This is a genomic window from Mumia quercus (assembly GCF_025506335.1).
GTDB lineage: Bacteria > Actinomycetota > Actinomycetes > Propionibacteriales > Nocardioidaceae > Mumia > Mumia quercus.
Genome location: NZ_JANZYO010000004.1, coordinates 521,169 through 533,626, shown reverse-complemented (window position 1 = coordinate 533,626; position 12,458 = coordinate 521,169). Strand labels below are relative to the sequence as shown.

Annotated in this window: 12 protein-coding genes and 2 tRNA genes; 7 read left to right on the top strand and 7 right to left on the bottom strand. The window is 72.6% G+C overall.

Annotation, left to right across the window (positions count from 1 at the left end):
- Positions 1-6 precede the first annotated feature (6 nt).
- The 5 genes from NYZ95_RS11940 to mobA are packed head-to-tail and all read right to left on the bottom strand — an operon-like array spanning position 7 to position 3,295.
- Entirely contained in the window at positions 7-579 is a 573-nt protein-coding gene (locus NYZ95_RS11940) for a bacterial proteasome activator family protein (protein ID WP_262851495.1), read from the bottom strand.
- Positions 580-589: 10 nt separating this feature from the next.
- Positions 590-1,444 carry an aldose epimerase family protein gene (locus tag NYZ95_RS11935; protein ID WP_262851494.1) on the bottom strand — a complete coding sequence of 285 codons (855 nt, stop codon included), beginning with the start codon at positions 1,442-1,444 and terminating at the stop codon, positions 590-592.
- Entirely contained in the window at positions 1,441-2,418 is a 978-nt protein-coding gene (locus NYZ95_RS11930; protein ID WP_262851493.1) for an NAD(P)H-quinone oxidoreductase, read from the bottom strand. The genes NYZ95_RS11935 and NYZ95_RS11930 overlap by 4 nt, the downstream gene beginning before the upstream one ends.
- A gap of 20 nt (positions 2,419-2,438) precedes the next feature.
- The gene (locus NYZ95_RS11925) at positions 2,439-2,699 is read right to left on the bottom strand and encodes a DUF6457 domain-containing protein (RefSeq protein ID WP_262851492.1); all 261 of its coding nucleotides are present in this window, start codon (positions 2,697-2,699) and stop codon (positions 2,439-2,441) included.
- Positions 2,696-3,295 (bottom strand): molybdenum cofactor guanylyltransferase, encoded by a 600-nt coding sequence (gene mobA / locus NYZ95_RS11920; protein ID WP_262851491.1) that lies wholly within the window; start codon positions 3,293-3,295, stop codon positions 2,696-2,698. The genes NYZ95_RS11925 and mobA overlap by 4 nt, the downstream gene beginning before the upstream one ends.
- Before the next feature lie 45 nt (positions 3,296-3,340).
- Here mobA and NYZ95_RS11915 point away from each other — a divergent pair, with 45 nt between their 5' ends.
- The 7 genes from NYZ95_RS11915 (at position 3,341) to NYZ95_RS11885 (ending at position 10,833) form a co-directional block, all read left to right on the top strand.
- Positions 3,341-4,168 carry a carbon-nitrogen hydrolase family protein gene (locus NYZ95_RS11915; RefSeq protein WP_262851490.1) on the top strand — a complete coding sequence of 276 codons (828 nt, stop codon included), beginning with the start codon at positions 3,341-3,343 and terminating at the stop codon, positions 4,166-4,168.
- A complete protein-coding gene (locus tag NYZ95_RS11910; RefSeq protein ID WP_262851489.1) occupies positions 4,165-5,241 on the top strand; it encodes a hypothetical protein in 1,077 nt (358 codons plus the stop codon). Before NYZ95_RS11915 ends, NYZ95_RS11910 begins: the two co-directional genes overlap by 4 nt.
- Positions 5,242-5,299: 58 nt before the next feature.
- Positions 5,300-5,388, top strand: a tRNA-Ser gene (locus tag NYZ95_RS11905).
- Between the two features lie 20 nt (positions 5,389-5,408).
- Positions 5,409-5,888 (top strand): hypothetical protein, encoded by a 480-nt coding sequence (locus NYZ95_RS11900; RefSeq protein ID WP_262851488.1) that lies wholly within the window; start codon positions 5,409-5,411, stop codon positions 5,886-5,888.
- Between the two features lie 58 nt (positions 5,889-5,946).
- A tRNA-Ser gene (locus NYZ95_RS11895) sits at positions 5,947-6,036 on the top strand.
- Positions 6,037-6,136: 100 nt separating this feature from the next.
- Positions 6,137-6,808 (top strand): TetR/AcrR family transcriptional regulator, encoded by a 672-nt coding sequence (locus tag NYZ95_RS11890; RefSeq protein ID WP_262851487.1) that lies wholly within the window; start codon positions 6,137-6,139, stop codon positions 6,806-6,808.
- An 83-nt stretch (positions 6,809-6,891) separates the two neighbouring features.
- Positions 6,892-10,833: a hypothetical protein gene (locus NYZ95_RS11885; protein WP_262851486.1), complete on the top strand. Its 3,942-nt coding sequence runs from the start codon at positions 6,892-6,894 to the stop codon at positions 10,831-10,833.
- Position 10,834: 1 nt separating this feature from the next.
- Here NYZ95_RS11885 and NYZ95_RS11880 read toward each other — a convergent pair whose 3' ends face one another.
- Positions 10,835-11,545: an ABC transporter ATP-binding protein gene (locus tag NYZ95_RS11880; RefSeq protein WP_262851484.1), complete on the bottom strand. Its 711-nt coding sequence runs from the start codon at positions 11,543-11,545 to the stop codon at positions 10,835-10,837.
- Entirely contained in the window at positions 11,542-12,453 is a 912-nt protein-coding gene (locus tag NYZ95_RS11875; RefSeq protein ID WP_262851483.1) for an ABC transporter ATP-binding protein, read from the bottom strand. The genes NYZ95_RS11880 and NYZ95_RS11875 overlap by 4 nt, the downstream gene beginning before the upstream one ends.
- Between the last annotated feature and the right edge of the window lie 5 nt (positions 12,454-12,458).

The window sequence follows — 12,458 nt, the reverse complement described above, 5'->3', positions numbered from 1 at the left end:
ACGCGATCAGAGGTACATGCCCGGCCGCTGCTGAGTACCGTCGTCGGCGGTCTGAGCCGGCATCCCGGGGCGCCCCTGGATCTGGACGGGCTGACCGCCCGGGAGCGCACGGCGCATCTGCTGCAGCTGGGCCTGCGAGGCCATCTGCTGGGCGTAGATCGCCGTCTGGATCCCGTGGAACAGCCCTTCGAGCCAGCCCACGAGCTGGGCCTGGGCGATCCGCAGCTCGTCGTCGGACGGAGTCGTCTCGTTGAACGGCAGGCTCAGCCGCTCGAGCTCCTCCACGAGCTCAGGAGCGAGCCCGTCCTCGAGCTCCTTGATGGAGGTCTGGTGGATGTCGCGCAGGCGTGCACGGCTGGCCTCGTCGAGCGGGGCGGACTTCACCTCTTCGAGGAGCTGCCGGATCATGCTGCCGATCCGCATGACCTTCGCCGGCTGCTCGACCAGCTCGGTGACCGAGCGGACGTCGTCCTCGGCCTCCGTCGGGGCCTCGGGCTCGGGCTCTGCGACGGGTCGACCGTCGGGTCCGATGACCTGGTGGTGCTCGCTGCCGGTGGGATCGAAGGGTTCGCCTGCCATGGCGCCCACTCTAGTCGCGGGCCGCCGGAGCCGGGCGCGACAGCGTGAACGCGAGGGTGTGACGATCGCCCGGTGCGAGCACGACCAGGTCGTCCCCCGACCGCAGCGCGTTGGCCGGGCACGAGCACGGCTCGATCGCGACGGAGCGCCCGTCGGGTGGCGTATAGGCCTGGATCCACCGGACGCCCTCGCCGAGCCCGACGACGGTCCGCCCCACGCGCACCTGCGAGGACCGGAGGTCGCCGTAGGGGACGTCGAGCACCGTCGTCCCGAGCGGGCGCGGCGCGCGGAAGTCGTACGGGGACCCGGCGACCTCGACCGTGCGCGTGGGCAGGTGGCGGTCGGCAGAGGTCTCCACGAAGCACCCGGCGTCGAGGGTGAGGACCGTGTCGGCAGCGGGGTCGGCCACGAGGTACGGGTGGAAGCCTCCTCCGTACGGGGCGGGGCTGTCGCCGGTGTTGGTGGCGACGAGCGCGGCGTCGAGACCGTCGTCGGACAGGGCGTACGCGAGGTCGAGGCGGACGGAGAAGGGATACCCGGATTCCTGCGGCACGTCAACCGCGAGCTGGACGGAGCGGGCGGTCTGCTCCACGACCTCCCACGGGACGTCGAAGACGAGACCGTGCAGCGCGGTACGCGTCTCGGGCTCGTTGAGCGCCACCTGGTGGGTGACGGCGTCGAACGTGTAGCGGCCGTCCTCGAGGCGGTTGGGCCACGGTGCGAGAACCGCACCCCGGTACGTGGGGTGGCCGCCCTCACCGTCCTGCGGGACGACGACGTCGTCCCCGTCGTGGGTGAGCGTCGCGAGCCCGCCGCCGTACGGGTTGACGGTCGCCGCCCACGCGCCGTGCGCGAGCGCGATCACAGCGTGAGCACGACCTTGCCGACGTTGGTCGACTCGTCGAGCACCCGGTGGGCCTCGGCGACCTGCTCCAACGGGAACGTCGCGTGGATGACCGGGTTGAGCGTCTGGTCGGCGAACAGCGCCCACGTGCTCGACACCAGGTCGCGCACGATCTCGGCCTTCTGGTCCTTCGGGCGGCCACGCAGGCCGATGGCAGCGACCGAGCCGCGCTTGGCGAGGAGCGCGCCGAGGTTCAGCTCGCCCTTCGCCCCGCCCTGGAGACCGATCACCACGAGCCGCCCGTCGTGCGCCAGCGCGGAGACGTTGCGCGGGAGGTAGGCCGCACCCATGTTGTCGAGGATGACGTCGGCGCCGTGGCCCTCGGTCGCGGCACGCAGACCCTCGACGAAGTCGATCTCGCGGTAGTTCATGGCGACGTCGGCGCCCAGGTCGCGGCACGCCTCCAGCTTCGCCTCGGAGCCCGCGGTCACGGCCACCCACGCCCCGAAGGCCTTGGCCATCTGGATCGCCATCGTGCCGATCCCGGAGGCACCGCCGTGGACGAGCAGGCGCTCCCCGGGCTGGAGGTCGGCCGTCATGAAGACGTTCGACCAGACCGTGGCCGCCACCTCCATCAGGCCGCCCGCGGCGACCGGGTCCATCCCCTCGGGCAGCGGCGCCACCTGTCCCTGCGGGACGACGACCTTCTCGGCGTAGCCGCCGCCCGCGAGCAGCGCGACGACCGGGTCACCCACCTTCCAGGCGGTGACGTCCGGGCCGACCGAGGCGACGAGCCCCGAGCACTCGAGACCGAGGATCTCGCTCGCACCGGGCGGTGGCGGGTAGTTGCCCTGCCGCTGCAGGACGTCGGCGCGGTTGACCCCTGCGGCCACCACGTCGATCACGACCTCACCTGGCCCGGCGACCGGATCAGGGAGGTCGACCACGTTCAACGCCTCGGGCCCTCCGGGCTCTTTCACGACCACGGCACGCATGGCCACACCGTACCGTCGGGTCAGGCGCCCCACTCCTGGGCCAGCACGGTCACGCGGTCGAGGACCTGGTCGAGGTCGTCCTGGCTCCCGCCGGCCTGCGCAGCGGCGAAGCCGACGAGGAACGCCGTCAGCGGGGCGGCAGGCCGCTCGACCGCGTGGGCGACCTCGCGAGCCGTGTCGAGGATGGCGTGGAGGTCGTAGTCGGGCTCGATGCCGAGCGTCGCGCAGACGACGTCACCCCAGTCGGCGAGCGAGCGCTCGGGTCCAGTCGAAGTGCTCATGCGTCCGACGGTAGGTCCTCCGGCCGGTCCACGTCATGACTCTCCCGCCCGCGCGGCGCGACCTCCCGCGCGCGCAGCGGCTCGAGGAGCGCCCGGAGCGCCACTCCCTGCCAGTCGTCACGGCGCGACGCGGCGGACTCCAGCGCCTCGCGACGCCACAGGCTGCACAGGTACTGGGCCCGGCCGCCCTCGTCGACGAGCAGGGCGCCGTCGCAGGTCGGCGCCTCCGCGAGGGCCGCGGCCAGGCGTTCGAGCGTCTCGCCGGTCACGTACGGCAGGTCGCCCGCGAGCAGCGCCACGTACGGGGCAGGAGGACCGTCGGCGGCGCCCCGGAGCCCGGCGACGACCGCGGCCGCGGGCCCCGCGCCCGGCGGCTCCTCGCGCGCCCACTGCACCGGTCGTACGGTCGGGCGCCGGGGTCCGACGGCGTGCACGTGCCGGGCACCGGAAGCCGCCGCGAGGACGCGGTCGAGGAGCGCCTCCCCACCGACCCGGGCCGCGAGCTTGTCCGACCCGAACCGCCGAGACGCCCCTCCCGCGAGAACGATCACGTCGTACGGCGGGTGGCCGGGCGGCACAGTCGGTGAGACGGGCACGCCCTCACCCTGCCGCAGGCTGGAGCGCCCTGCAAAGATGGAGGTATGCAGGTCGCCCTCGTCCAGCTGAGCGCGACGACCGACGCCGACACGAACCGAGCGCTGGTCGACGACGTCCTCGGCACCCTGGGTCCGCACGACGGACTCGACCTCGTCGTCCTCCCCGAGGCGACGATGCGCGACTTCGGCACCCCCGAGGACGACCTCCGGGACGCCGCCGAGCCGCTCGACGGCCCGTTCGCCCGCCAGCTGGCGCAGCACGCCGTACGCCTCGGCGCGCACGTCGTCGCCGGCGGGTTCGAGCGACGCCACGACGCCGCCGGGGCGCCCGACCTGCCGTACAACGTGCTCCTCGCGTTCGCGCCCGACGGCACGCTCGCCGCCTCGTACCGCAAGATCCACCTCTACGACTCCTTCGGCTACGCCGAGTCCGAGCGGCTCGCTCCCGGCGAGATCGCACCCGCCGTCGTGGACGTCGCCGGGCGACGGGTGGGCCTGATGACCTGCTACGACCTCCGGTTCCCCGAGATGGCGCGGATGCTGGTCGACGCCGGCGCCGACGTCCTGTGCGTGCCCGCCGCGTGGGTCCGCGGGCCGCTCAAGGAGGACCACTGGTCGACCTTGCTGCGCGCGCGGGCGATCGAGAACACCGTGGACGTCGTCGCCGCCGACCAGTGCGGCGGCTACGTCGGACACAGCATGGTGGTCGACCCGCTCGGCGTCGTCGTGGCCTCCGCTGGCGAGGAGCCCGCGGTCGTGCGCGCGACGCTGTCGGCCGAGCGCCTCGCCCGTGCCCGTACGACCAACCCGTCGCTGGCCAACCGCCGCCTCGGCGTCGCGGGAGAGGTCGCCGGAGAGGTGGTCGCCCCGTGAGCGAGACCTCCGGCGGCCGTCGTGCCGCGCCGCGCAGGCGCGCCAGCGACACCCTGAGCTACATCCCGCCGATCCGCGAGCCGCGCTTCAGCATGAAGGCGCTGCGGGCGGCGGGCGTCAGCGGGCTGTTCCTGGCCTGGCTGGCAGGATTCGCGGTCGCGATCACGTCCGTGGTGGCGGTCGGCTTCCCCGACCGCTACGCCCGGTACGGCGCCGCCGTGCTCGCCGTCGTCTTCACCGCGGGCGTCGCCCGGCGCAGCGGGGGCCGCAGCACGCTGTGGTCGGTCCTCGTCGCGATCCTCAGCGCGATCGCCCTGCTCAGCGAGTGGTCGTGGGCGATGGCCGGTGCCTCGGTGGTCACCGCGACGTTCGGCGCGGTGCTCGCCGTGCTCATCACCAGACCGGCCGACAAGCTGTCGGGCGTGCTGCGCGAGTACGCGATCGCGCTCGTGATGGCCACCAGCGCGGCGGTCGCCGTCGCGGCGTGGAACGCACCGGTCGTCCAGCAGCGCTACTACATGCTCGTCCTGGTGGCCGCGCTCGCGACCACCTTCGGGATCGTGTGGAGCCTCGGCGCCGGCCTCCACGGGCTCGGCAGGCGTGGCGTCACGCTGATCGTGGGCGGCGCGGGTGCCCTCGCGGTCCTGCTCGTCTACAGCACGTTCGTGCGCTCGTACGGGTCTCCTGAGCTGGTCAGCGCGATCGACGACACCGTCGTGTGGCTGCGCGACACCATCGGCGGCGTCCCTCGACCCACCGAGGTGCTGATCGGCTTCCCCGCACTGGTGTGGGGCATCAGCACACGCTCGAACCGCCGGCAGGGCTGGTGGATGTGCGCGTTCGGCGTCGTCGGCACCGCGGTGATGGCCAGCGGCCTGGCCTCGCCGAACGCCGACGTCACGTACGTCGCCCTGTCGACGCTCTACTCGGCCATCCTCGGGCTCGGACTCGGCCTGGTCGTCCGCAAGCTCGACCCCGGCTCCACCTCGCGCTCGGGCCGCCGCGCCGCGCGTCGCGAGGAGGGCGACGCCTTCGTCCGCGCAGAGCCGCCGCGCTTCGCTGCCCTCAAGTAGTCCGCATCAGGACGCCTGAGACAATCGAGTCCGGGCGTGGCGCACGCGTGACGCCCGAGGAGGGGTGCCGGAGTGGCCGATCGGAACCGCCTTGAAAGCGGTCGCTGGCAGAGATGTCAGCCGCGGGTTCGAATCCCGCCCCCTCTGCTCCGTCCACCACGCAACAGATGAGTGACACCATGCAACCCACGACGTACCGCCTGACGCTCGTCCTGGCGCTGAGGTTGTTCGGCCTCCGCATGATGGTCGCCGCCGTCGGGGCCGTCGTTGCCGCGGTCCTGATCACCGTCGGGGGCTCCGCCGTCGTCTGGGGGATCGTCGTCGCCGTCCTGGTCGCCCTGCTGGTGGTGGTCTCGATCGCCGGGCTGCGCTGGCCCCCGCGCCTGCTCACGCTCACCGAGACCGGTTACCGCGTCCACCGCGTCCGCGGGGCGGGAGTGCGCTCGGGCAGCTGGGCGCAGGTCGAGCGGGTCGACGACAAGCCGGGCCCCGACGGCGGGACCGAGCTCGTCATCGGTCTCGAGCACGGGCGTACGACACGGCTCCCGATGATGCTCTTCGGAGCCCGAGGGCTGGAGCTGCAGCGCGAGATCCGCGAGCGGCTCAACACCTCGCACGGCTACCGGCCGCTGCCGCCGTCGGCCTGAGCCGGTGCCCCGATTGGATCGGGCCCGGTACGACCTTGTAGCCTTGAGCGGCACGCCTGGAGGTGTCGCATAGTGGCCTAGTGCGCCCGCCTGCTAAGCGGGTTGAGGTTGAAACCTCTCGCGGGTTCAAATCCCGCCACCTCCGCCAGACTCAGAGGGCCCCGGTCGGCTTGTCGCTGACCGGGGCCCTTTGTCGTGCACAGGGCGAGCACCCGGGCCGGGCTAGTCTGCGAGTCGGAGGAGGCGGAATGTCCCGTTCGGACCCTGGTCCGCAGAGCCGACGACGTGCCGAGCGCAGCGACGCCGTCGCCAACCACGAGCGGATCCTCACCGCGGCAGAGGCGTACTTCGCCGAGCACGGCATCGACGCCCCGCTGCGCGGGCTCGCGGAGCGGTCCGGCGTCGGAGCCGGCACGCTCTACCGCCACTTCCCGACCCACGCGGCTCTGGTCCGCGGCCTGTACGACCGCTTCGTGGCACGACTCGACCTGGTCGCCGACCGGTGCGCGCAGGCGACGACCGGGTGGGACGCCGTCCTCACCTTCATCGACGGCACGGCCGAGGTGATGATGGGCGCGCCCGTGATGGCGGCAGTCATGCACCGGCAGGCGGAGAACGACCCGGGCTACCGGCCCGGACGCCGGTGGGAGGAGCCGCTGCGTCGGCACGTCGCCGCGGCGATCGCGGAGGAGCAGCTGCGGCCGGACGTCCGCCCGACAGACGTCGCGCTCGTGCCGTACCTGCTCGGCAGCCTCGCGTCATTCCCGGAGCCGATGCGCCACGCGGTGTTCGCGCGCCAGCGCGGCATCCTGATCGACGGACTGCGGAGGAGCGGTGCTCCGCGGCCTGGGCTCGACGGCGCGGGCCTGCACGTCGACGAGCTCCACGCCATGGTGCACGACCACGCGACCGACCTGTGAAAAACACGCACCCGGCCGGTTAAGCGGACACTATCGTCCGCTTAGCGGGAGGGCCCCCTCCCGCCTCGGCCGGAGGGACCCACGTGCGCTCGATCTCACGAACCTTGACCCGCTCGCTCGTCGCCACCGTCTCGGTCGCCATGGGCGCGGTACTGCTCAGCGCCCCGCCGGCCAGCGCCACGACCTCGGCGGCCGACGAGCCGGTCGTCATCGTGCAGTCACCGGTGCCGGTGATCACCGCTGACGTCGGCCAGATCACCGTGACCCTGGACGGGTCGAACCTCGTCGTGAACAACCCCGGCGCGGCGACGACGCTCCCCGAGCAGTGCTTCTCCGTCAGCGACGTCACCTCCGCTGTCCTCACCCTCGGCGACACGATGTGCGTCGGGACCTCCCACAACCAGACCGTGGGGGGTGCACCGACCGACGAGGGCAAGCTCGTCCTCCACGACGCCGACACCTTGTCGCGTCTCGGCGCCTACGACTGGATCGTGGAGGAGGCGATCGTCGCGCTCTCGTCCAGCCACGACGTGCCCGACCAGTCGATGATCCGCATGTACGCGCGGCCCGAGATCCGTGCGTACGTCCACATGCGCATCCGCGACATCCTCGACCGCGTGCTGTACGGCGTCCCGCTCACGCCACGGGAGCGGGGCACGTACGACGCCGTGATCCAGGCGCTCAACACGCGCGAGACGAGCCACGCCAAGCAGACCCTCGCCGAGTACGAGCGGTGGGAGGCCGATCCGTGCGGATACGTCCCGCCGGCACCGCCGTCCTCCGCTCTCAAACCCGTCCCCAACCCCGTCCGTACGCTGCCGCGCTGCCAGCGAGGGAGCCAGCTCACCACCGCGTTCCAGATCGTCAACGACGTGCCTCCGGTGGAGACCTTCGAGACGTGGGCGCGCTACCGCAACCCCACCCCGACGATGACGGTGGCCGCCGACCCGAGCTTCAAGGCGATGAGCGTGGGGACCTCGGCCGCGTACGCGACGCTGGCGGGTGTCGGCATCGCCGTCGCCGCGGGCGCACTGGCGGGCGTCGTGACCGCCACGGTCCCGGGCGTCGCCGCCTCGGTCATCGCGGTCACCGGCGTCGCTGCCCACGCGGCCGCGCACGCGACGATCAGCACCACGGCGGCGACGGCGATCGGGGCCGGCACCGCCGCCGGGGTGGTCGGGATCATCCTCGTGGGCGCCGTCATGACCGGCGTCTCCATCTGGATGGTGGTCGACGAGCAGAACCGTGTCCGCCGGATCAAGCGACGTGCGGCGAACGCGGGGTCGAGCGACGACCCCCTCGGGATCGAGGCGCTCAAGCCGATCTACGCGGATCTGGACTACGAGACGCGCGAGACGCCGGCCGACGGCTCGACCCCGCTCCACCAGTCGGCGGAGTTCAGCAGCACCATGCAGGCGATGCTCGCCGACTCGATGCTCTTCACCGCCGGCGGCAAGGTCCTCGTCAAGGACCCGGTCGACGGGTACGACGCGGCAAGCACGCCGGCCGACAAGAAGTTCCGGGTGGGCGGCGCACTACGGGACTCCGTCGCGCTGTACAGCGACGAGACCGACACGGAAGGGCGCAAGCTCTCCGGTCACCGCGTCCACTTCAGCCGGGGCTGGCTCATGGACGACCTGTACGTCACCGGGAGCGGCTACCAGGGTCCGACGCCCAAGCTCTCCGTGCGCTACCTCGACCACGCCGGCAAGCACAAGCAGATGTCGGTCGTGGCCCACGCCGACGACGACGGCGTCCTCCAGCGGAAGTTCCTGCTCACCGACGGCACCCGCTCGGAGGTGAGCGACACCTGGGAGTACCTGTCCGACGGCCGTACGCCCCGTACGGCGACGCTGGTCAGCCAGACCCCGCTGCTCCCGGAGCTGACCGTGCTGCCGTCGGTGGTCGGCGACATGCTGCCGGGCCGGACCCTCACCTTCCAGGCGAACCGCTCACGCCCGAGCGAGGTGATGTCCGGGCGCTACAGCTGGCGGATCGAGCGCTTCGACGCCGACGGCGAGGTCGCGCAGACCTGGACGCGCACGGAGGCCGAGAACCTCTCCGGCTTCCAGCAGCGCTTCGACACGGTCGGCTCGTACCGGGCCACCGCCTCCTTCCGCGGCAACGACGGCACGGCGTACGACGTCGCCGGCTCGGTCGACTTCACGATCGTCGCGCCCGAGCCGGAGATCATGACCGCCTCGCTCAAGGACGACCGTACGCTGGACGGCAAGCTGCTGCTCGACCTGCGCCTGACCCAAGACGTCCCGAACGACACGTTCGACGTGGAGGTCGAGTGGGCGGACGACCTGTCGGGCAAGCCGCTGGTCAAGAGCTACACGGTCGTGTGCCGTCGGCTCAACGCCACCGCGTGCGAGACCGACCCGCTCAACGCGGGTCCGCCGACGGCACCGACCAACGCCAACTGGTCGGAGTCGCCGTCGTTCCGGATCCCCGACGACTACGACTTCCTCCCGCACGTGACCGTCCGGATCACGAACTCGCACGGACGGGAGGTGACGCGGGTCTTCCCGATCGTCGGTGACCACCGTCCCCGCTTCGTCGACCCCGCGCCGTACGTCCAGATCCCGGTCGGCACGTTCACCCGCACACGGGTTGTCGAGGTGACGCCGGCGACGACGTACCCGGACCAGCGCCTGACGATCCGCCCGTACGTCGAGGCGCTCACGAGGCAGCTGCCGCCCGGGCTCCAGATGGAGCTCGTGCAGGACGAGGGCCGTACGTACCTCGAGGTCTTCGGCAAGCCCGAGAGCGCCGACCTGGGCCTCTACACGCTGGCGGTCCCGGTCGATCAGGAGCCTGAGGGCGCGGGCGTACGGGCGACACCGGCGCGCGTGACGCTCGACCTCCGCCCGAACGTCGAGCCCGGCTACCGGGCGTACCTGACCAACGTCGCGTGGGGAGTCCACGCCCACCGGACGGACTGGCCGAGCTACCTCGTCGACGTGACGTTCCAGGGCGAGCAGTGGGGCGAGCAGCCTCCGGCAACCGCCGACCTGAAGGTCATGTGCGAGCTGCGCCTCCACGGCTCGGTGGTGTTCAGCAAGGAGTGCGCCGCGGGCAAGCCGTTCCCGTGGCCGAAGGAGCGCAGGTTCGGCGACTACGACGCCAAGGTGTGGGCCGTCGGCCCGCGCGCGACAGGAGCGCCGTACGAGGCGAAGGTGCGTGCCACCTTCATCCAGCCCGAGTTCACGCGGGTCGGCCCGGCCAAGCCCACCGCCCTGACCGAGCGGCTCTCGCTGGAGCTCTACGACCCGAAGGCGGCCAGCATCGGCGCGTGGATCGAGACGCCGTACTCCGCGCACGGCTACAAGGTCACGTGCCGTGTCGACGGGGCGGGCGCGTACCGTCCGTGCTTCGACAAGGGCACCTTCGACGTGCCGCACACACCGGGGGACCGCAAGGTCGAGGTGCGGATCGCCGACCCCGACGGTGCTGTCCTCGCCGACACGTTCACGTGGCGTGTCACACCGGCCGCCGCGAAGCTCTCGGTCGCCGGCCTCTCGGGCCCGCGCCTGGCCGGTCGTACGGTGCCGGTGACGGCGAGCGGTCTCCTGCCCGCCGAGTCGTACCAGGTGCGGATCGGCGGGGTGCTCGCCGCGACCGGGAAGGCGGACGCCCGCGGCCGCGTCGCGCGGTCGGTCGTCGTCCCCCGCAGCGTCGCCGAGGGCTCGCGCGCGCTGACGGTCACCGGCGCGCACGCGCGACGGACCGGGAGCACCTCCGTCACCGTCGTCAAGGCCAAGAAGCTGCGGGTCACGGTCGGGACGAAGAAGGTCCGCCGCGGCGCCACCCAGGTCGTCCGCATCAAGGGCCTGGTCAAGGGCGAGAAGGTCGTCGTCCGCTACCGCGGCAAGGTCGTCTCGCGGAAGTCGCTGCGCGCGGACGCCCGCGGTGCCGTCGTCGTCCGGTTCAAGGTCCGAGCGGGCAAGGGCCGCGAGGTCGTGAAGGTGCGCGGCGCGTTCACCGTACGGAAGGGGTCGGCCGGCTTCACGGTGCGCTGAGCTACCGCTCGGCGACGGCAGCGCCGTCGTGCAGCGCCACCACACGGTCCGCCCTCTCGACGAGGAGCGGGTCGTGGGTGGCGACCACGGCGGCGATGCCCCGGGTGTGCACGATCTCGACGATCAGGTCCATGACGGCAGCGGCCGTCCGGCTGTCGAGCTGCCCCGTCGGCTCGTCGGCGATCAGGAGCGCGGGCTCGGCGACCAGGGCGCGGGCGATCGCGACCCGCTGCTGCTGGCCACCGGACAGCTCGTCGGGTCGCTGGCGCCCGTGGTCGGCGAGGCCGACGGCCTCCAGCGCCTCCGCGACCCGGCGGGCGCGCTCGTCGGCGTCCGTACGCCGGATCCGCAGCGGCACCTCCACGTTCTCGACGGCCGTGAGGACGGGGAGCAGCCCGAACGACTGGAAGACGAAGCCCACCGTGTCGCGGCGCAGCGCGAGGAGCGTCTCCTCCGAGGCGTGCGCGGTGTCGGTGCCGGCGAGCTCGACCCGCCCCGACGTCGGACGGTCGAGGCCGCCGAGCAGGTTGAGCAGCGTGGTCTTGCCCGACCCCGACGGCCCGCGGACGACGACCAGCTCGCCGGCGTGCGCCTCGAGCGTCACCGCTCGGCACGCGTGGACCTCGCCGACGGGCGTACGGAAGACCCGGCCCGCGGCCTGTGCGCGCACCGCGGCCTGGGACACGACGGTCTGCTCCGCCACCTCGCTCATCGCCTGCTCCCGTCGCCGTTGGTCGTCTCCCGGTCCGCGGGCCACACCCCGACGTGGTCGCTCTCGAGCGCGAGGCGGACCCGGTCGCGCAGGTCGAGCGCCTGCGTGAACTCGTCGGGGAGCTGGAGGCGGCCGACCCGGTCGAGCACCGCGTACTCCTCCGCGACCACCGTGTCCTCGCCGCTCTCGTCGACCGCGGAGCGCCGCAGCACCTCCGTGGAGGTCCGCCCGTCACGGATCTGCACCGTCCGGCTGACGTGCTCGCTCACGGTCGCGTCGTGGGTGACGACGAGGACGGTGGTCCCGTGCTCGCGGTTGACGTCGTTCATGGCCGCGAGGACCTCGGCGCTCGCCGCGTCGTCGAGCTCACCGGTCGGCTCGTCCGCGAGGAGCACCCGTGGTGCGTTGACCATCGCGACCGCGATGGCGACGCGCTGCTGCTGACCGCCCGACAGCTCCCAGGGACGCCGGTCGCGGCAGTGCCCGACCTCGAGGAGCTCGAGCAGCTCGTCGACCCTGGCCGCACGCCGCCGCGCGGACATCCGTCCGACCGCGCCGACCAGGGCGACGTTCTCGCCGGCCGTCAGGTACGGGAGCAGGTTGCGTGCGGTCTGCTGCCAGACGAACCCGACGCTGTGCCGGCGGAACTCGATGCGCTCGCGCCTGCCCATCGCCAGCAGGTCGTGCCCCGCGACCTCCGCTCGTCCGGCCGTGGGGACGTCCTGCCCGGACAGGATGCCCAGCAGGGTGGACTTCCCGGAGCCCGACGCGCCCACCACGGCGACCACTGAGCCCGGATCGACGTGCAGGCTGAGACCCTGCAGCGCCTGGACCTCCACGCCACGGGTGGAGAACACCCGGACCAGGTCGGAGCACACGATCGCTCCCTCGACGTCGGCTGCGGCCATGTCGA

Bases quoted from the DNA above. Each gene is read 5' to 3' on its own strand.
- NYZ95_RS11890 (WP_262851487.1), top strand. From the start codon at position 6,137: ATGTCCCGTTCGGACCCTGGTCCGCAGAGCCGACGACGTGCCGAGCGC.
- NYZ95_RS11900 (WP_262851488.1), top strand. From the start codon at position 5,409: ATGAGTGACACCATGCAACCCACGACGTACCGCCTGACGCTCGTCCTG.
- NYZ95_RS11880 (WP_262851484.1), bottom strand. From the start codon at position 11,545: ATGAGCGAGGTGGCGGAGCAGACCGTCGTGTCCCAGGCCGCGGTGCGC.
- NYZ95_RS11930 (WP_262851493.1), bottom strand. From the start codon at position 2,418: ATGCGTGCCGTGGTCGTGAAAGAGCCCGGAGGGCCCGAGGCGTTGAAC.
- NYZ95_RS11940 (WP_262851495.1), bottom strand. From the start codon at position 579: ATGGCAGGCGAACCCTTCGATCCCACCGGCAGCGAGCACCACCAGGTC.
- NYZ95_RS11915 (WP_262851490.1), top strand. From the start codon at position 3,341: ATGCAGGTCGCCCTCGTCCAGCTGAGCGCGACGACCGACGCCGACACG.
- NYZ95_RS11925 (WP_262851492.1), bottom strand. From the start codon at position 2,699: ATGAGCACTTCGACTGGACCCGAGCGCTCGCTCGCCGACTGGGGTGAC.
- NYZ95_RS11875 (WP_262851483.1), bottom strand. From the start codon at position 12,453: ATGGCCGCAGCCGACGTCGAGGGAGCGATCGTGTGCTCCGACCTGGTC.